Genomic DNA, 17,765 nt, shown 5'->3' with positions numbered 1-17,765 from the left:
GGATCGGGTACCGATAGACGATGTGGGACAACGGCTCCGGCGTCAGCGCACGGCGGGCAGCGCGAACAGTTCGGTGGCGGCGGTGACGGTCCGTGCCACCACGTCGGCGCGGTCGGGGTCGAGCCCGTGCCGGCCGCCCTCGATCAACAGCAGGGGGTGCTCGGCGGGGATCAGTTCCAGGGCGGCGCGCACCTCGTCGGGGGTGCCGAACGGGTCCCGGTCGCCGTGCACGAACAGCGACGGCGTGCGCAGTTGCGGCAGGTGTTCGGTGCGCTGCTTCTCCGGTTTGCCCGGTGAGTGCAGCGGATACGACAGCAGCACAAGCCCGTCCGCGACCTCGGGGCGTTCCGCGGCCAGCATCGTGGACTGGCGGCCGCCGTACGAGTGTCCGGCCAGGATCATCGGGCCGTCGGCGAGTGCGCGGATCGCGTCGGCGGCCGCGACGATGCCGTCGCGGTCGGCGGCCGCGCGCGCCCGGTTGGGCGGGCCCGACGGCTGCCGCTGCCGGAACGGGAGGTTGTACCGCAGCACCAGCAGGCCGCGCTCCGCGAATCCGGCCGCCATGGCCTGCAACAGTTTTGCCTCGCAGTCGCCGCCGGCACCGTGGGCGAGGACCAGCTTGCCGACCGCGTCGCCTGCGGGGCGGTGCAGGTAGCCGTACACCCCGTCGGTGTCGAGGAGGACCGGTTCGTCGAGCGCGCTCATGAACATCGAGGTTATCGTGGAACGGTGCAGCGACCACGGGTGCTGGTCACCGGGGCCACCGGGTACATCGGTGGCCGTCTCGCCCCGCGCCTGCTCGCGGCCGGGTACGACGTGCGGGTGCTGGTGCGGTCCCCGGAGAAACTGCGGGACGTGCCGTGGGCGAAGCAGGTCGAGATCGTCCGCGGCGATCTGGGCGATCCGGACTCGCTGACGGCGGCCACCGCCGACATGGACGTCGTGTACTTCCTCGTCCACTCGATGGGGACGTCGACGGAGTTCGTGGAGACCGAACGGATCGGGGCGTCCAACCTGGCGGCCGCGGCGAAGGCGAGCGGCGTCCGCCGCATCGTCTACCTCGGGGGACTGCACCCCGAGGGCACCGAACTCTCGCCGCACATGCGCTCGCGCGCGCAGGTCGGCCGCATCCTCGTGGACTCCGGGATCCCGACGATGGTGCTGCAGGCCGGGGTCGTCATCGGGTCCGGATCGGCATCGTTCGAGATGATCCGGCACCTGACGAATCGGCTGCCGGTGATGACCACGCCCCGGTGGGTGAACAACCGGATCCAGCCGATCGCGGTGCGCGACGTCCTCTACTACCTGGTGGCGGCGGCCGAGGCCCCGCTGCCGGGCAGTCGCACCTTCGACATCGGTGGCCCCGACGTCCTGACGTACGGCGACATGATGAAGGTGTACGCCGACGTGGCGGGGCTGCGGCGTCGCCGCGTCCTGGTGCTGCCGGTGCTCACCCCGCGGCTGGCGGGACTGTGGATCGGGCTGGTGACGCCCATCCCGAGTTCGCTGGGGCGGGCGCTCATCGAGTCGCTCCACAACGACGCCGTCGCCGCGAACCGCGACATCGACGACGTGATCCCGCCGCCGAAGGAGGGGCTGACGCCGTACCGGCAGGCCGTCCGGCTGGCGCTGCGCCGTATACGGAGCGGCGAGGTGGAGACCAACTGGGCCAGCGCGTCGCCGGTGGGTGCGCCGTCGGATCCGCTTCCGTCCGACCCGAACTGGGCGGGGGAGGCGGTGTACACCGACGAGCGCGGCGCCGGCTGCGACGCGGACGCAGACACGTTGTGGCGGGTGCTCGAGAGCATCGGCGGCGAGAACGGCTGGTACTCGTTCCCGCTCGCGTGGGTGATCCGCGGCTGGCTGGACCGGCTCGTCGGCGGGGTCGGGCTCACCCGCGGGCGACGCGACGCCCGCCGCCTGAACACCGGTGACCCCCTGGACTTCTGGCGCGTCGAGCAGATCGACCGCGGCTCGCTGCTGCGGTTGCGCGCGGAGATGCGGACGCCGGGCGGTGCCTGGCTGGAATGGCGAGTGCACCCGGACGGCCCGCACCGCTCCCGGCTCGAGCAGCGCGCCATCTTCTTCCCGAAAGGTCTTGCGGGACGGCTCTACTGGTACTCGATCCTGCCGTTCCACGGGATCATCTTCAAGGGCATGCTCACCAACATCACCGGCGCCGCGGCGCGGGAGTACGCCGCGACCGGTTGAGTGCGGCCCGGTGGGTATTGACAGAATGCTGTCAAAGTGACAGCCTCCTGTCATGACTGAAACAGTGCATGTCGCCGTGTACGACACCTTCGTCGATTGGGAGATCGGTCTGGCGATCGATCACATCAACAAGCCGATGTGGCACCGGGAGCCGGGCCGATTCACCGTGGCCACGGTCGGCGCCACCGCGAGCCCGATCGTGACGATGGGCGGAATGCGCGTCGTCCCGGACACCACGCTGGACGTGGTCAGGCCGCAGGACAGCGCGATGCTCATCCTGGCGGGCAACGACATCTGGAACACCGAACAGTTCTCGCCGTTCGCGGCGAAGGCTCGCGATTTCCTCGCCGCGGGGGTGCCGGTGGCCGCGATCTGCGGTGCGACGGGTGGGCTGGCGATGGCCGGACTGCTCGACGACCGCGCGCACACGAGCAACGCGGCCGAGTTCCTGAACTCGGTCGGGTATGCGGGCGGGCACCTGTACCGCGACGAGCCGGCCGTCACCGATCGCGACCTCATCACGGGCGCGGCCAACGCGCCGGTCCACTTCGCCCGCGAGATCCTCGAACGGCTCGACGTGTTCGCGCCGGGTGTGCTGGCGTCGTGGTTCAAGCTCTACGGGGACCGCGATCCCGCGGGCTTCTACGAACTGATGGCGGAATGAGTGCACGGGACGACCAGGATCTGCTGAGCGGTCTCGCGCTCGGCTCGTTCCGGCTCAACGGCCAGTTCCTCGAGGTGGCGGAGGGGCTGGCCCGCCCGGTGGGTCTCACCGCCGCGTGGTGGCAGGTGCTCGGCGCCGTCCTGACGCAGCCGCTGTCGGTCGCCGACATCGCCCGCCAGATGGGCATCACCCGGCAGAGCGTGCAGCGCATCGCCGATCTGCTGGTCACCCGGGGTCTGGCCGAGTACCAGCCGAACCCCGCGCACCGCCGTGCCAAGCTCGTCACGCCCACGCCGGAGGGGCGTCGGGCGGTGTCGGGGATCGGCCCCGCTCACGCCGCGTTCGCCGCCCGACTGGCGCGGGCCATGGGCCGGGACGAGCTGGCCGACGCGCTCGCCTCGATCCGTCGGCTGTCGGCCGTGCTCGATCAACTGGCCGACGAGGACGAGGCCGGTTCGGGGGCAGTCACCGATCGTTGAGCATCACACGGTGCACAGCGGGGCGATGTCGGAGCGTCCGCCGGTGGTGGGCGAGGTGAGCAGCAGGCACGAGTTGTAGCCGCGGGACTCGACGACGCTGCGGATCTGCTGCCAGCCCTCTGCGCTCACGGCGGGGGTGCGGGAGAGCACGAACCCGGAGACGCGCATGGGGTCGCCGACCAGGGCCCACGAGTAGTCGTCGGCGATGTACGTGACGACGTAGTTGGTGGGGCCGTCGGCCGAGTTCTGGAACGGCACCGACGGGAAGCTCACGTGCAGTTGCGCGTTGGTGGCCGGGTCGTTGACGCGGGCGTTGCCCACGATGCCGTTGGTCCCGCCGGTCCACGTGGTGCACGTGTTGTTCACGCTGACGTTGGACGCGTCGATCACGCCGTAGGTGGCGCGGGTGTCGCGCGCGCAGTCCAGGTTGAACGGTTGCGGCACCGCCGCGAGCTGGTACCAGGTGCCGGCGTAGCGGGCGACGTCCAACGACGGGATCGGGGCGAGCGGCTGCCACAGGTCGGCCGATCCGGTGGGCTGGGCCGCGGCGGGCGCACTGACGAGCAGTGCCGCGGCGGCAGCGGCGAACAATCCGGCGGTGACTTTCCTGGTGGCGCGCATGGCGGTCCTTTCCGAGGGGGAGGCGGTCACCCGGTATTCGGAGCCGCCTCCCACCCCGGATCGGTCCGGATGATCACTTTCTCAGCGGTGCAGCAGGTTGGCGCCGGCGATGATCGCTTCCCGCGCCGACGAGTTGCAGTCGTCGGCGATGGACATCGCCCAGCGGCGCTCGCCCTCGTGCTCGCACAGGAGGAACGTCGCGGTGCCCGCCGACGTGCGGTGCTGGTGGAACGAGAGGATCTCGAGCTGGAAACCGGCGTCGTAGAGCATCGACGTCAGCGCCGCGATGGGGCCGGTGGCCGTCGCGGACGCCGACGAGATGGTGTCGCCGAGCCCGAGGGTGGCGGTGAAGGTGTGCCGACCGGCGCCGAGGTGCTCCGACGTCCAGCTGCCCAGGCGGACGGGGCCGCCGGTGGGGCTGAAGCGCTCGGTGAACTCGGCCCAGGTCAGACCCTGTGCCTGGGCGCGCATGTCGCGCGGCAGCGGGAGGCCGAAGCGGAGCGAGAACGGATCGTCGGAGAACGAAGCGGTGGTGGTGGCGAAAGCCTGGGAGGTGCGCATTTTCGGGGGTCTTCCTGAAGTGAAGGAAGGACCGACAAGTAGATAGCTCAACGACCCGCAGCGAGGGGTCGGTCCGAATCAGACCCCGCTACGGCGGTGAACTACTACCTGAATGCGCTGCATGACCGAGGAGTCTAAGCGCGACTCGCGGATACACGCAACCCTCCGACCGAGTCAGCCGCGCACGCCGGTGATCTCGTCCGGGGTGTGCGGCAGCTCGGCACTGGTCGTGACCTGGCCGTTCTCGATGTCGACGGCGTGGATCCGCTTGGTGGCGGGGTCGGTGACGTACGCGGTGAAGCCCTGCACGAACAGCGCGGGCCGCGGCGACTGCCACTCCTCGGGCTCGGTCCACGGGTCGATCACCGGCACGGTCCGGATCGTCGCGCCGGTGGCCGGGTCGAGCACGTGCAGCGCGCCGTCGGTGCCGAGGATCAGGGCCTCGCCGAACATTCCGCGGCCCAGCGACCGGAACGTGTAGCTGGTGCCGATATCCACGAGCCGCAGCTCACCGGTGACGGTGTCGGTGAGCGACACCCGCTGCGGGCGCTCCAGCTTTGCGTCGGGGTCGCTCTTGTAGTCGCCGAGCACCACCGTCGATTCCTCGGACCCGGCCTGGTTGCCGATCCGCCCGTACGGATCGGGGCTGGTCACCTTGGTGATCGCGCCGTCCCGGTAGATCAGCAGGCCGTCCTGGCAGCCGAACACCACCGCCTCGTTCGCGGCGACGGCCTCGCCGTGCAGGCCGGGGCACTGCTCGTTGCGGGTCACCTCGCCCCGGCCGGCGTCCAGCACGACGATGCCGGTGCGGGCCTTGTCGTCGCCGACCGTGGTGATCAGGCCGCCATCGGCGAGTTCGACGGCGACGCCGTGATGCGCGTGCGGGGTGGTGAACGTCGAGACCTGCGGGGTGCCGTCGGCCAGCCCGGCGGGGTCGAACGACTCGACGCGGCCGGTGCCGTCGTCGAACAGCACGGTGCGGCCCGCGTGCCGGACAACGTGGCCGGGCTTGTCGGCGTCGAACGTGATGTCGGTGAGCGCCGGGGCCGCGGTGTAGTGGTGCGCGTGGTCGCCGTGCGCCTCCGACCACGTGCCGGTGTCGAGGACCCGGAAGCTGCCCTCGGTGGAGACGATCACGTGCCGGTCGTCGCCGGCCGGGCTGATGCGGTTGAACCCGTCGAGCTCGGATTCGCCTACCACCGAGAGGGTTTCGGCGTCGACGACGAGGATGCCGCCGTCGTAGGTCAGTGCCAGCCGCGGTGTCGCGGACCGGGCCTGCGTCGGCTCGGTCGACCCGGCCGACGACGACGTCGACGTCTCGGTGGTGGCGCCGTCGGCGGTGGACGTGCAGCCGGCGAGCAGGGCCGCGCACGTGGCGACCGAGGCGGCGAGCGTGAGGCGTCGGGGTGTGGGTTCGATGCGAATCATGCCGCAAGGTCTATAGGGTAATGAAAATCATTGTCAAAGTCGAAGATCTGCATTCGTGCATGTGGGGACGTCCGCGGGTCCGGGGCGCGGTGCCGGTATCGGCGTCCGGCGCGGGGCCGGACGCCGATACCGCCTCGCGTCAGTCCGAAGGCGTGTCGGCGGTCCGGCCCAGATGGCGGGCGAAGAACCGGGCCGAACTGTCACGCTCGTGCTCGGGTACCTGGAAGTACCGGCCCGGGTGGGCGTGCAGCGTCTTCTCCTGCGAGGCGAAGGCGTCGAACAGCGCGAGCCCGGACACGCGGTCGATCTCCTCGTCGTCCCACGGAATCCGGTACTCGACCGGGACGGTGATCTGTCTTGCGGCCTCGATCAGGGCGTCGTTCACGAAGACCCCGCCGAGGCTCAGGGCCGCGATCCGGGGTTCGACCGGCGTCAACATCAGCCCGGTCGCGACACCCAATGTCATGCCGCCGTAGCCGATCGGCGCGTCGGCGCCGATCTCGGGCAGCGCCTGCAGGGCGTCCAGGGTCGCCTGCCATTCCGGCACCGCACGCTCCGCCAGCGACATGTTGTAGTCGATGACGATCGGGGCGATGGGCTCGCCCGCCGCCCGCGCCTGATGGATCGCCTCGGCCCATCGTTGATCCTGCAGGTTCCGCGGCCGGTCACCGTGGCCGGGGGCGTCGATGGCGGCGACGGTGAACCCGCAGGTGGTGACGCTGTGGAGTGCGCTGGCGACCAGCCCCGGCGCCTTCTTGTGCATGCCGCCGGAATGCCCCGACAGCAGCAGCGGTGCGCCGACGGTTCCGGATGCGGGCGACCAGAGCACGCCGGTGATCCCGTCCAGAATGAAATTGCGTTCGATGACACCGTTCGACGATGTCTCGGAGATGAAATGCATGGTGTGGCCTTTCGGGATTGCCTTGTTCAGGCGCTCCCGGCGACACCTACGTCAATCGCCCGACCGTGGACACGAGGGGGAGCACCCACATGGATGTTGCGTACATGGGTCTCACCTCCTGGCGTGAAGTCACGGTCGGGCGCACGCTATCAACCGGAACCGAATCCCGTCCAGCCAATTTCCTGCCGATCGTCGACTCCCCGTCACGCGACCGATTCCGGAGCGGCTCGGAGAAGCTCGTAGTCCGCGGGATCGACGACGCGGGTGCGGCGCCGGTAGCTCCACGACGACCCGGGCCACAGCGCGTGGTTGGACCCGCGCGCGTCCAGGTACCAACTGGCGCAGCCGCCCGTGCTCCACACGCCGCGCGAGAGCCGTTCCCGCAGGGCCGCATCGAACGCGTCCTGGACCTCGGTGCGCACGTCCAGCCCGCCCGCACCGTGCCGCTCGACCAGGTGCATCGCCTCGAGTGCGTGCGCGATCTGCGCCTCGATCATGACGATCACCGAGTTGTGGCCCAGGCCGGTGTTGGGACCGGACAGGAAGAACGCGTTGGGCATGCCGGCGATCGTGACACCCAGGTGGGTGCGGACTCCGCCCCGCTGCCAGCGTTCGAGCAGGCTGACGCCGCCGCGGCCCACGAGCTGCATCCGGTTCAGGGCGCCGGCGACGCGGAATCCGGTGGCGTACACGATGACGTCCACCGCGTGGTGGGTTCCGTCCGCGGTCACGACACCGTCCGGGTGGATCTCGGTGATGGCGTCGGTGACGAGCGTGGTGTTCGGTCGGGTCAGCGTGGGGTAGAAGTCGTTGGAGCGCAGGATCCGCTTGCAGCCGATCCGGTAGTCCGGTGTCAGCGCCGCGCGCAGGGCGGGGTCGGGGACCTGCCGGCGCAGGTGTCGCCGGGCGCGCGCCTGCGTGATCCCCAGCAGCCGGGGCCGACGGCCGAGGCCGAGCGCGAGCGTCTCCGCCGCCCAGTACGCTCCCGTACGAAACAGCCTGCGCGCCAGCGTGCTCCGACGACTCGCCGCCACCGCCGCGCGAAGCTTCCGGCGCGGCAGCACCCACGCCGGTGTGCGCTGGAAGACGTGCAGCTTCGCGGCGGCGCGGGCGAGCTGCGGCGCCAACTGCACCGCGCTGGCCCCGGTCCCGACGAGCGCCACCCGCTTGCCGGTGAGCTCGACGGCGTCGTTCCAGCCCGCCGAGTGCATGCTGACACCGGTGAACGTCTCGGCGCCGGGGATGCGGGGCAGGCGGGGCACGTTCAGTGCGCCCGACGCGATCACGAGGTACTGCGCCACGTACTCGCCGCCGGTGCTGTCGAAAACGTGCCAGCGGCAGTCGTTCTCGTCCCAGCGCGCGCCGGCGACGGTGGTCCCGAACTCGATGCGGTCCGCGAGGCCGTGCCGGTCGGTGAGCTGGGACAGGTAGTCCAGGATCTCGGGCTGTGCCGCGTGGGACGACGTCCAGTCCGGCTTGGGGGCAAAGGAATACGAGTACAGCACCGACGGGATGTCGCACTCGCAGCCCGGGTAGGTGTTCTGTCGCCACGTGCCGCCCACGGCGTCGGCCTGCTCGAGGATCAGGAAGTCGCGCTCGCCGCGGCGGGTGAGCTCGAGCGCCATCCCGAGTCCGGCGAATCCGGCGCCGACGATCAGCACCCGGGTACGGCGAACCTGCTCCTGCGACACGCTGCATTCCGATCCATGAGGTTTCGCGCAGCGCCTCCCCTCACCGCCTGACGTCAGCAGTGTGCAACTTGAACGGTGTTCAAGACAAATCGGTCGGCCGGGTCAGGCCACCTCGTCCTCGCCGCCGGGGGCGACTTTCCGCAGGCCGCGGTAGGCCTCCTCGGGCGTCCTCCGGCCGGCCACGACGGCCTCGACCTCGGCGGCGATCGGCATCTCGACGTTGTAGTCGCGGGCCAGTTCCATCACCGTCGGCGCGGTCTTGACGCCCTCGGCCACCTGCCCGAGTTTCTCGACGGCCTGTTCCACCGTGAGCCCGCGCGCGATGGCCTCGCCCACACGCCGGTTGCGCGACGCCGGGCTCATGCACGTCGCGATCAGGTCACCCACCCCGGTCAGGCCCGCGAACGTGCGCGGGTTCGCGCCCATCGCCTCGCCCATGCGGGTCATCTCCGCGAGTCCCCGCGCGAGCACCATTGCGCGGGTGTTGTCGCCGACGCCCAGACCGTCGGCCATGCCCGACGCGATCGCGACGATGTTCTTGAGGACCCCGCCGAGTTCGCAGCCCAACACGTCGGTGTTGCGGTACACGCGGAAGACCTTGGAGGCGAACAGCGGTTGCAACGCCGTCGCGACGTCCACGTCCTGCGTCGCGACGACGGACGCGGCGGCGAGGCCGTCGGCGATCTCCTTCGCGATGTTCGGTCCGGCGAGCAACCCGACGGGATGTCCGGGCAGGCATTCGGAGATCACTTCGGTGGGCCGCTGCCGGGTGCCCGGCTCGAGGCCTTTCGCGAGCGAGAGCACCGGCACCCACGCGCGGACCTCGTTCGAGATCTGGCCCAGCGTGCTGCGGATCGCGTGCGAGGGCACCCCCACCACCAGGACGTCGGCCTCGTTCGCCGCCTCGACGATGTCGGACGTCGCCCGCAGGCTCTCGGGCAATTCGTGCTCGCCGAGGTAGCGCGAGTTGCGGTGCTCGATGTTGATCTCGTCGGCCGTCTCGGGGTTGCGCGACCACAGCAGGGTGGGGGTGTTGTGCGCGGCGAGTTTGGCCACGGTGGTGCCCCACGAGCCCGACCCGAGCACCACGACGCGTACCGGGCGGGCCATCAGCGATCACCTCGTGAACGGACATGTGCGGCGGTCATGAACTCAGGTTGGCACTGCGGGCCGCTTCTCGGTGCCGATTCCCCGAACTCGGCGGGGGTGCGCGCCTACAGTCGGGTACAACCCCAGCACACCGAGCGACGATTGCGAGTGACCACCAGTGTCGGACGACCTTCCGCTGCGGGACGTGTATGCCGAGCCCACCCTCGCCGACGTGCTGCCGTCGGTGCTGGCGTCGCTGGGGGTGCCCGGCGAGGTCGACGCCCTGGGGCTGCCGCGCACCGACCGGACGGTGGTGCTGCTGGTCGACGGCCTGGGGTGGAACCTGCTGCGTCACAACGTCGATGCGGCGCCCTTCCTGGACGAGGCGGCGGGCCGGCCGATCCGGGCGGGCTTTCCCACCACCACCGCGACCAGTCTCGCGTCGTTCGGCACCGGTCTGCCGACGGGGCGGCACGGCGTCACCGGGTACGTCTCCGACGTCGCGGAGGCCGGCGGCCCGTTCAACTGGCTGCGCTGGCAGCGCGTCGGCGACCACCGCGACGTGCTCGGGCAGGTGGTGCCGGAGCGGATCCAGCCGTCCCACACCGCCTTCGAGCGGGCGGCGGCCGACGGCGTCGTCACCACCACGGTGCTGCCCCGCGAGTTCGCCGGAACCGGGCTGACACGCGCGGTGCTGCGCGGCGCCCGCTTCGTCGGCACCGTCGCGTACGGGGACCTGCTGCATTCGACGGTGCACGCCGCGAAGGCGGGGGAGCGGACGCTCGTCTACTGCTATCTGAGCCAGATGGACACCCTCGGTCACGTGTACGGCCCCGGCAGCGACGGCTGGGTGGCGCAGCTGACCATCATCGACCGGTTCGTCGAGGACCTCGTCGCGCATCTCGGATCCGACGTGAACCTGCTGGTGACCGCCGATCACGGCATGGTGCCGGTGGCCGCCGCCGACCGGATCGACTTCGACGGCAATGCCGCGCTGTCGGACGGGGTCGCGGCGCTCACCGGCGAGGCCCGCTGCCGCTACGTCCACACCGAACCCGGTCGCGCCGACGCCGTGCTGCGGCGGTGGCGGGCGGAGCTGGGGGAGCGGGCGTGGGTGGGGACCCGCGACGACGTCGTCGCCGCGGGGCTGATCGGCCCGGACCCGTCGGAGGCCGCGCGCCGCCGGATCGGTGACGTGGTGGCGATCGCCCGCGGCGGGTCGGCGATCGTGCGCAGCGAGGCCGAACCCCGGATGTCGATGCTGGCGGGGCAGCACGGCGCGCTCACCGACGACGAGCTGCTGGTGCCGCTGCTGCAGATCTGACCGTCGGAGCGGCTGCGCGCGGCGGCGTTGGTCTCTAGGGTGGCGGACGGGGTGGGCGGAGCCACCCGTGCGGAGACGACTGGGGGCGGTATGCGAACGCGTGAGACGACCATCATCCGGCACTGGAAGGTGAGCCTGCGGGCATGGTTGGTGTTCTGGTTCGCCCGGATCTTCGTCAAACCGCTGTTCGCGGCGTGGCCCACCACCGATCGGGGCATCGCGGCGCTCGGGCATCTCGAGAAGGTGGTCGATCGGCTGCCGCGGCCGCGGGGCGTGCACATCGAGCCGATGACGCTCGGGGGTGTGCCGAGCGAGCTGATCAGGCATCACCGCCAGGCCTCCGACTCGCTGGCCGGCGCGACCATCCTGTACCTCCACGGCGGCGGATTCGTGTTCTGCGGCTTGGCCACTCACCGCAGCCTGTGCGCGGTCCTGGCCGCGCGGGCCGGTATCCCGGTGATCTCGGTGGAGTACCGCCAGCTGCCGTACGGCGGCATCGGCACCTCGATCCATGATGCGATGGCCGCGTACACCGAGCTGCTCAGCACGTGTGCGGACCCGACGAAGATCATCGTCGCGGGGGACTCGGCGGGCGGCTACCTCGCGATGAAGGTCGCCGAGCTCGCGGCGACCCGCGGCATGATCACCCCGGCGGCGGTGATCGGCTACTCGCCGCTGCTCAATCTCGCACTGGAGAAGCACGATCCGGACTACATGCGCCGCGACGCGTATCTGCCGATGAACCAGGTGGAGGCGCTCAAGGACAAGTGGGTGGGCGGGCCGGATCCGATCGTCGGCGCCGACTCGCCGATCGAGGCCGACCCGCACCTGTTCCCGCCGACGTTCTTCAGTGTCGCGCAGTACGAACTGATGCGCCCGGACGTCGAGGCGATGACCGGGATGCTCGAGGACGCCGGGCAGGCCGTGGAGACCCACGTGTGGAGCGGCCAGATCCACGCCTACCCGGTGATGGGCACGGTCCTGAAGGAGAGCACCATGACGATCGCGTTCAGCCTCGACTTCGCCCGGCGCGCACTGGGATACCGCGGCCGGCACTCGGCCTGAGCTACAGCCCCCGCGCCTCGATCTGCCTGCGCAGGTTCGCCTCGGTCTGCTTGATCGCGGTGACGACGAACGGCTCGATCAGCTTGCCCAGGGCCTTGCCGGCCAGCCCGCCGGGCAGCTCGTAGCCGAAGTCCACGGACAGCTCGGTGTGGTCGTCGGCGACGGGCGTGAACATCCAGCTGGAGCGGTTCCCGAAACCGGAGACCGAGCTGAGGGTGATCAGCCGGTCCTGCTCCCACTCGGTGACCTCGACCGTCGACTTCAACGCCTTGGGGCCGAGCTGCATCGTCGCGTCGTAGGTGGCGCCCAGGCCCTGATCGAGCGCGCCGATCGGGTCGAACCGGGTGATGCCGAACATCCAGTCGGGCACGTTGCGGTAGTCGTCGATGTGCGCGAAGGCCAGCTCGACGGGAACGATGGCGACCGCCTTGTGGCGAACGTGAATCATGAGTTCTCCCCTCCCCTGAACAACCTGGAGAGTGGACGCTAGTACACGTCGAACGTGACCCCCGTCACTGGCGTCCCGAGAGTCGGAATTCGGCGATCTCGCGCGCGTTGTCGATCGCCTCGGCCACCGCGCGGTAGCGGTCGTCCGCGGACTCCGCCGCCAGCACCTGCAGTTGGTCCGCGGCGCCCATCGGCACCCACGCCGCGAGCGCGTACAGGTGATCGCCGGGCTGTTCGAGGATGTCGAACAGCCGCGGCGGCGCGGGCTGGGGTTCGTCCTCGCGGCCGCGGATGCGGGTGAGCAGGACGTACAGCTCGGTGAGCCGGTCGGTGAGTTGCTCGAGCCGGGTGTCGTCCACCCGGCCGCCCGGTCCCACCGGCCACGACTCCACCTCGGCCCGCGGGTACGGGTCGTCGTCGAGCCAGTGCCGGATGCGGATGCGCTCCTCGCCCACGCAGTTCAGCGCGTAGCGGCCGTCGCCGATGTCGACGTGCGAGACGATGCGCACCGACGTGCCCACCTCGTGCCGGACGTCGCCGCCACCCACCTCGTGGCCGCGCGCGATCAGGACGGTGCCGAACCGGGGACCCTCGGTGGCGGCCAGGCAGTCGCGCACGAGCGCCTGGTAGCGCGGCTCGAACACGTGCAGCGGCAACCGTTCCCCGGGCAGCAGCGTCGAGCCGAGGGGAAACATGGGCAGAACGGTCATTCGACCAGAATGGCCCATCACGGCATTCGGAGCCTCGGAACCGGGACCGTGTCGGGCGGGGTGTCCCGGTCCAGTTCGATGATCAGATGGTCGGCCCACGCGACCAGCCCGGTCAGGTCGAGGGCGTGCGGCGGATTCTCCTCGAACGGCACGATGCGGTGCCGCCCCTGCCGCAGCAGCGACACCGCCCCAGCCGGATTGCCGCGCATCTGGTGGGTGACCGCGACGGCCAGCTGCGCCAGGCCCTGCCACAGCCCGCGTTCCTCGTGCGGCGCCTTCTTCCACGCGGCCTCCAGCACCTCGTGCGCGTGGAACGGCAGGTCGTGGTCGAGCAGGCGCTGCGCCTCGGTGATCGCCTCGCCGGGATCCAGGTCCAGGTCGTCGGGCATCGTCGGAAACCCCTCCTCGCCCCACTCGAGCGGCCGGCCCAACCGGTCCCGGGGGCGGGCGTTGCGGGGCTTGCCGAGGGTGTCCCGATCGCGATCGGCCATACAAGCAATCTAGCGCCGACGGGGGTGTCGGCGGGAGGGGCGGCGGGGCAGGCGCAGGAGGTGTCCAGGCTGTCGGCCGAGGCGGTGCCTCCGCGGATACCTCGGTGTCACACACCTTCTGTCGGCGTCACACACCCTTTCGATGTGCATTTCGTATGTGTTGTTCGGAAAACCTGTGTGACGCCGGCACGTCGTGGCCCGGTGGATCGGGCGCGGCGGTCGAGTCGAAGCGCCGCACTGGCCGAATCCTGAATTCTAGCTAGAATTATGTACATGACGACTCTTCCGGTGGCAGATGCACGGGCGCAGCTCTCCCGTCTCGTCGACGAGGCGGAGCGCACGCACGAGCGATTCGAGATCACCCGCAACGGACATCGCGCCGCCGTACTCCTCGGCGCCGACGACTACGACGCGCTGCGCGAGACCATCGCCGTCCTCGCCGACGAGTCGCTGCTCGCCGACCATGTCGCCGGCATGGCGGAGGTCGAGGGCGGTGACGTTCTCGATGCCGACTCGCTCGCCGACTTCTTGGCTGCCGAGAAGTCCGACGACGAATGAGCGCGCCCGAGCAGCCGTACACCCTCTCCATTGCGAGGTCGGCGGCCCGCGCCTTGAAGCACACCCTGCCCGAGAAGGTCGCGGCCGCGGTCTACGAGTTCATCACCGGGGCCCTGCTCGAGAATCCGCACCGGGTCGGTAAACCGCTCGCGCCACCGCTCGCCCCGGCTTACTCCGCGCGCCGCGGAACCTACCGAGTGCTGTACCTGATCGACGAGGACGCCCGACGCGTACAGGTCACCGCCATCTCGCACCGTGCCGACGCCTATCACGTCTGACTGCACTGCCCATGCGGGTCGGTTGAACGATCGAGGGTCGCCATGAAGGGCATCCGCTGCGGCGACGACGTTCCGCCTCAAATGCGAAAGTCCGGGTCAACAATTCGTTGACCCGGACTTTCATTTGTAGCGGGGACAGGATTTGAACCTGCGACCTCTGGGTTATGAGCCCAGCGAGCTACCGAGCTGCTCCACCCCGCGTCGGTAATTTCAGCTTACACGAGTTTCGGAGCCCGAATGACCACCGAGCGCTGGAGGCGCTGTGTTCCCGGTCACTGGAATGCTGGGCCGCTGGTCCGGATAGCCGTCCTAATCTGCGAAGACACTGGACGACGAGGGATCCGGAGGGATTCGCATGGCACTGCTCGAGAACAAGGTCGCCTTCATCACCGGCGCGGCACGCGGACAGGGGCGCAACCACGCGGTGCGCTTCGCCCAGGAGGGTGCGGACATCATCGCGCTCGACATCTGCGCACCGATCTCCGACGACGTCGGCTACCCGGCGGCGACGCCCGAGGATCTCGAGGAGACCGCCCGCCTGGTGCGCGCCGAGGGCCGCGAGATCGTCACGTCCATCGGCGACGTGCGCGACCAGGCCGCGCTGCAGGCCGCCGTCGACGCCGGTGTGGAGCGCTTCGGCCGTCTCGACATCGTGGTCGCGAACGCCGGCATCTCGACGTGGAACCGCTTCTGGGAGATGCCCGAGGAGCAGTGGACCACGATGATCGACATCAACCTCAACGGTGTGTGGCGAACGCTCAAGGCGGCCGTGCCCGCGATGATCGACGGCGGCCGCGGCGGCTCGATCATCGTGGTCAGCTCGGCGGCCGGCATCAAGGCCAGCCCGGGCACGTCGAACTACACCTCCGCCAAGCACGGCCTGGTGGGTCTGACGAAGACCGCGGCGATCGAGTTGGGCGAGTTCGGCATTCGCGTCAACTCGATCCACCCCGGCGCGGTGGACACCCCGATGGGCCAGGACGCCAACGTCGGCAAGATCCTCTCCCAGTTCCCGCGCTACCTGGACAACTACAAGTGGCCGCTCGCCGGCCTCAACAAGTGCACCGTCGACGACGTCTCCGAGGTGGTCCTGTACTTGGCGAGCGACCGGTCGCGCACCGTCACCGGCTCGCAGATGTCGTTGGACCTGGGCATCACGTCCATTTGATTCGACCGCACAGGGGCGGCGCGGTCAGAGGTTGCCGCGCCGCTCCTGCTCGCGTTCGATCGCGAGGAACAGGGCCTGGAAGTTGCCCTTGCCGAACCCGAGCGAGCCGTGTCGCTCGATGAGTTCGAAGAACACCGTCGGCCGGTCGCCGATCGGTTTGGTGAAGATCTGCAGCAGGTAGCCGTCCTCGTCGCGGTCGACGAGGATGCCGCGCCGCTCGAGCTCCTCGATCGGGACCCGCACCTCGCCGATCCGGGCGCGCAGTTGCGGGTCCTCGTAGTACGACGCGGGTGTCGGCAGGAACTCGACGCCCGCCTCCGTCAGATGGTCCACGGCGCCGAGGATGTCGGACGTCGCGAGCGCCAGATGCTGCGATCCGGGGCCGCGATAGAACTCGAGGAACTCGTCGATCTGGGACCGCTTGCGCCCCACGGCCGGCTCGTTGAGTGGGATCTTGATGCGGTGGTTGCCGTTCGCGACCACCTTGCTCATCAGCGCCGAGTACTCGGTGGCGATGTCGTCGCCCACGAACTCGGCGAGATCGGTGAATCCCATGACGCGGTGGTAGAAGGCCACCCACTCGTTCATCTTGCCCAGCTCGACGTTGCCGACCACGTGGTCGAGCGCCTGGATCACCTGCCGGCCGGTGCCGTGGGACTGCCTGCGTGAGACATAGCCGGGCAGGTAGGGCCCGGTGTAGCGGGAGCGGTCGACGAGCGTGTGCCGGGTGTCGCCGTAGGCGGCGATGCTCGCGGTGCGGACGGTGCCGTGCTCGTCGGTGACGTCGTGCGGTTCGACGAGGATCCGGGCACCCTGGCCGCGCGCGTGCGCGATGCAGCGGTCGACGTCGGTGACCTCGAGTGCGACGTCGTGGACGCCGTCACCGTGCCGGCGGTGATGGTCGAGCAGTGGGCTGGACGGGTCGACGCCGCCGGTGAGCACGAATCTGACGGCGCCGCTGCGTAGTACGTATGCGCGGTGGTCGCGGTTGCCGGTCTCGGGACCCGAGTACGCCTCGAGGTCCATCCCGAACACCGTGCGGTAGTACGCGGCGGCCTGCGTCGCGTTGCCCACCGCCCAGACGATCGCGTCCCAGCCGACCACCGGGAACGGATCGGTGGACGGATCGTGTTCGACAAGCCCGAGCAGCTGGCGCAGCGCCGCGTCGTCGAGGCGGCCGAGTGACTGGTCGACGGTCATGAGCGAACCTCCCGTGGACGACGTGTCTTGATCACACCTTCGCCGCATCCGCCTCGGCAACATCGACTGATTTCTCTGTTCAGATTGAACGATCTGCATCGCTTGAGCGCCACATGGGTGGTCAATGTGTACAGAAGTGAGCTGGACATCCGCTCGGAGGTTGCCCGGTCGGCATTGTGTTGGCACTCGTCTCAGATACTGCCCACGGACCTTCAAAATTGCACTGCAGTACATTTTGATTATTTGATCGTCGGCATTCATTGGACTCCAGTGCAATCAATCTCCGAGCGCCGATCGACGGGGATGCTGTGGACACGGGCTTCGCTCCGTGCACCTCTCTGACCAGGTCTGATGGTGTCGCCTTGGGGTTGCCGGACTGGACCAGCATGGTCTCGTCGTTCTTCAGCGTCTTCAGGGTGGCGACCATGGCGTCGAACGCGGCCCAGCTGCGGGCGGCGCGGCCGGTGCCGCCGTAGACGACCAGGTTGTCGGGGTGCTCGGCGACCTCGGGGTCGAGGTTGTTCATGAGCATGCGCAGGGCGCCCTCCTGCTGCCACCCGAGCGTGTTGAGCTCGGAGCCGCGCGGGGCGCTGACGGGTCGGGCCTCGTGGCCGGGGGACGTGATGTCCATGGGGTACTCCTCGAGATCGGCAGTGAGCTTCGCGGCAGCGTCATCCGGGGGGCGGGGGGCGACGCCGTTGTCGTCCCCGTCCGGTTCCCAGCTGTTGTGCACTGGCTCACGTTCTGCAACTATGAGTTGTATATTCCTGTCTATACATCTCGATGTCAAGGGGGCACCCCACTCAGGGTGCCACGCGCGACAGCCGGATGGACCCGACGATGAGTCGGATACAGCGTGGTATCCGACGGAAGGTACCG

At 69.7% G+C, this 17,765-nt stretch carries 19 protein-coding genes, 1 tRNA gene and 1 pseudogene; 8 read left to right on the top strand and 13 right to left on the bottom strand.

Going from position 1 to position 17,765, the window contains the following annotated elements; genetic code table 11:
• Window positions 1–42 precede the first annotated feature (42 nt).
• Window positions 43–705: an alpha/beta hydrolase family protein gene (locus tag HUN07_RS24955; protein ID WP_174913779.1), complete on the bottom strand. Its 663-nt coding sequence runs from the start codon at window positions 703–705 to the stop codon at window positions 43–45.
• A 24-nt stretch (window positions 706–729) separates the two neighbouring features.
• Here HUN07_RS24955 and HUN07_RS24950 point away from each other — a divergent pair, with 24 nt between their 5' ends.
• The 3 genes from HUN07_RS24950 to HUN07_RS24940 are packed head-to-tail and all read left to right on the top strand — an operon-like array spanning window position 730 to window position 3,354.
• Window positions 730–2,211, top strand: a complete 1,482-nt coding sequence (locus HUN07_RS24950) for an SDR family oxidoreductase (protein WP_174913776.1) — start codon at window positions 730–732, stop codon at window positions 2,209–2,211.
• Between the two features lie 52 nt (window positions 2,212–2,263).
• A complete protein-coding gene (locus HUN07_RS24945) occupies window positions 2,264–2,875 on the top strand; it encodes a DJ-1/PfpI family protein (protein ID WP_174913773.1) in 612 nt (203 codons plus the stop codon).
• Window positions 2,872–3,354, top strand: coding sequence for a MarR family winged helix-turn-helix transcriptional regulator (locus tag HUN07_RS24940; protein WP_174913770.1), 483 nt, complete (start codon window positions 2,872–2,874; stop codon window positions 3,352–3,354). Before HUN07_RS24945 ends, HUN07_RS24940 begins: the two co-directional genes overlap by 4 nt.
• A gap of 3 nt (window positions 3,355–3,357) precedes the next feature.
• On the opposite strand, the gene HUN07_RS24935 is transcribed toward HUN07_RS24940, so the two are convergent.
• The 6 genes from HUN07_RS24935 to HUN07_RS24910 form a co-directional block, all read right to left on the bottom strand.
• On the bottom strand, window positions 3,358–3,975 hold the full coding sequence (locus tag HUN07_RS24935; protein ID WP_114723899.1) for a lipocalin family protein: 618 nt from the start codon (window positions 3,973–3,975) through the stop codon (window positions 3,358–3,360).
• Between the two features lie 81 nt (window positions 3,976–4,056).
• A complete protein-coding gene (locus HUN07_RS24930; RefSeq protein ID WP_174913767.1) occupies window positions 4,057–4,536 on the bottom strand; it encodes a 2-isopropylmalate synthase in 480 nt (159 codons plus the stop codon).
• Window positions 4,537–4,710: 174 nt separating this feature from the next.
• Window positions 4,711–5,964, bottom strand: a complete 1,254-nt coding sequence (gene aztD / locus HUN07_RS24925; RefSeq protein WP_174913765.1) for a zinc metallochaperone AztD — start codon at window positions 5,962–5,964, stop codon at window positions 4,711–4,713.
• A 139-nt stretch (window positions 5,965–6,103) separates the two neighbouring features.
• A complete protein-coding gene (locus HUN07_RS24920; protein WP_174913762.1) occupies window positions 6,104–6,865 on the bottom strand; it encodes an alpha/beta hydrolase in 762 nt (253 codons plus the stop codon).
• 203 nt (window positions 6,866–7,068) lie between these two features.
• On the bottom strand, window positions 7,069–8,556 hold the full coding sequence (locus HUN07_RS24915; protein WP_114723895.1) for a flavin-containing monooxygenase: 1,488 nt from the start codon (window positions 8,554–8,556) through the stop codon (window positions 7,069–7,071).
• A gap of 102 nt (window positions 8,557–8,658) precedes the next feature.
• Window positions 8,659–9,666 carry an NAD(P)H-dependent glycerol-3-phosphate dehydrogenase gene (locus HUN07_RS24910; RefSeq protein WP_114723894.1) on the bottom strand — a complete coding sequence of 336 codons (1,008 nt, stop codon included), beginning with the start codon at window positions 9,664–9,666 and terminating at the stop codon, window positions 8,659–8,661.
• 157 nt (window positions 9,667–9,823) lie between these two features.
• On the opposite strand from HUN07_RS24910, the gene HUN07_RS24905 reads away from it, so the two are divergent.
• Complete coding sequence (locus HUN07_RS24905; protein WP_114723893.1) at window positions 9,824–10,969, top strand: alkaline phosphatase family protein; 1,146 nt, start codon at window positions 9,824–9,826, stop codon at window positions 10,967–10,969.
• A gap of 90 nt (window positions 10,970–11,059) precedes the next feature.
• Window positions 11,060–12,034 carry an alpha/beta hydrolase fold domain-containing protein gene (locus HUN07_RS24900; protein ID WP_114723892.1) on the top strand — a complete coding sequence of 325 codons (975 nt, stop codon included), beginning with the start codon at window positions 11,060–11,062 and terminating at the stop codon, window positions 12,032–12,034.
• Window position 12,035: 1 nt separating this feature from the next.
• Here the strand turns inward: HUN07_RS24900 and HUN07_RS24895 are convergent, their stop codons facing one another.
• The 3 genes from HUN07_RS24895 to HUN07_RS24885 form a co-directional block, all read right to left on the bottom strand.
• A complete protein-coding gene (locus HUN07_RS24895) occupies window positions 12,036–12,482 on the bottom strand; it encodes an SRPBCC family protein (RefSeq protein WP_114723891.1) in 447 nt (148 codons plus the stop codon).
• Between the two features lie 64 nt (window positions 12,483–12,546).
• Entirely contained in the window at window positions 12,547–13,191 is a 645-nt protein-coding gene (locus HUN07_RS24890) for an LON peptidase substrate-binding domain-containing protein (protein ID WP_114723890.1), read from the bottom strand.
• A 17-nt stretch (window positions 13,192–13,208) separates the two neighbouring features.
• Window positions 13,209–13,682 carry a DUF309 domain-containing protein gene (locus HUN07_RS24885; protein WP_174913759.1) on the bottom strand — a complete coding sequence of 158 codons (474 nt, stop codon included), beginning with the start codon at window positions 13,680–13,682 and terminating at the stop codon, window positions 13,209–13,211.
• Between the two features lie 267 nt (window positions 13,683–13,949).
• Here HUN07_RS24885 and HUN07_RS24880 point away from each other — a divergent pair, with 267 nt between their 5' ends.
• Together HUN07_RS24880 and HUN07_RS24875 are read left to right on the top strand one after the other, a co-directional pair.
• Window positions 13,950–14,240, top strand: coding sequence for a type II toxin-antitoxin system Phd/YefM family antitoxin (locus tag HUN07_RS24880; protein ID WP_114723888.1), 291 nt, complete (start codon window positions 13,950–13,952; stop codon window positions 14,238–14,240).
• Window positions 14,237–14,518 (top strand): type II toxin-antitoxin system RelE family toxin, encoded by a 282-nt coding sequence (locus tag HUN07_RS24875; protein WP_114723887.1) that lies wholly within the window; start codon window positions 14,237–14,239, stop codon window positions 14,516–14,518. Before HUN07_RS24880 ends, HUN07_RS24875 begins: the two co-directional genes overlap by 4 nt.
• A gap of 127 nt (window positions 14,519–14,645) precedes the next feature.
• Here HUN07_RS24875 and HUN07_RS24870 read toward each other — a convergent pair.
• Window positions 14,646–14,719: transfer RNA gene (locus tag HUN07_RS24870), tRNA-Met, on the bottom strand.
• Window positions 14,720–14,873: 154 nt separating this feature from the next.
• Here HUN07_RS24870 and HUN07_RS24865 point away from each other — a divergent pair.
• A complete protein-coding gene (locus tag HUN07_RS24865) occupies window positions 14,874–15,686 on the top strand; it encodes a mycofactocin-coupled SDR family oxidoreductase (RefSeq protein ID WP_174913756.1) in 813 nt (270 codons plus the stop codon).
• A 24-nt stretch (window positions 15,687–15,710) separates the two neighbouring features.
• On the opposite strand, the gene hppD is transcribed toward HUN07_RS24865, so the two are convergent.
• Window positions 15,711–16,886: a 4-hydroxyphenylpyruvate dioxygenase gene (gene hppD / locus HUN07_RS24860; protein WP_174913753.1), complete on the bottom strand. Its 1,176-nt coding sequence runs from the start codon at window positions 16,884–16,886 to the stop codon at window positions 15,711–15,713.
• A 364-nt stretch (window positions 16,887–17,250) separates the two neighbouring features.
• Window positions 17,251–17,517 (bottom strand): annotated as a pseudogene (locus tag HUN07_RS24855) (urocanate hydratase); the annotation flags it as partial.
• Window positions 17,518–17,765 lie beyond the last annotated feature (248 nt).

Origin of the sequence: Rhodococcus sp. W8901 (assembly GCF_013348805.1) — a bacterium.
Classification (GTDB): Bacteria; Actinomycetota; Actinomycetes; order Mycobacteriales; family Mycobacteriaceae; genus Prescottella.
This window is presented reverse-complemented; position numbering and strand designations above follow the sequence as displayed.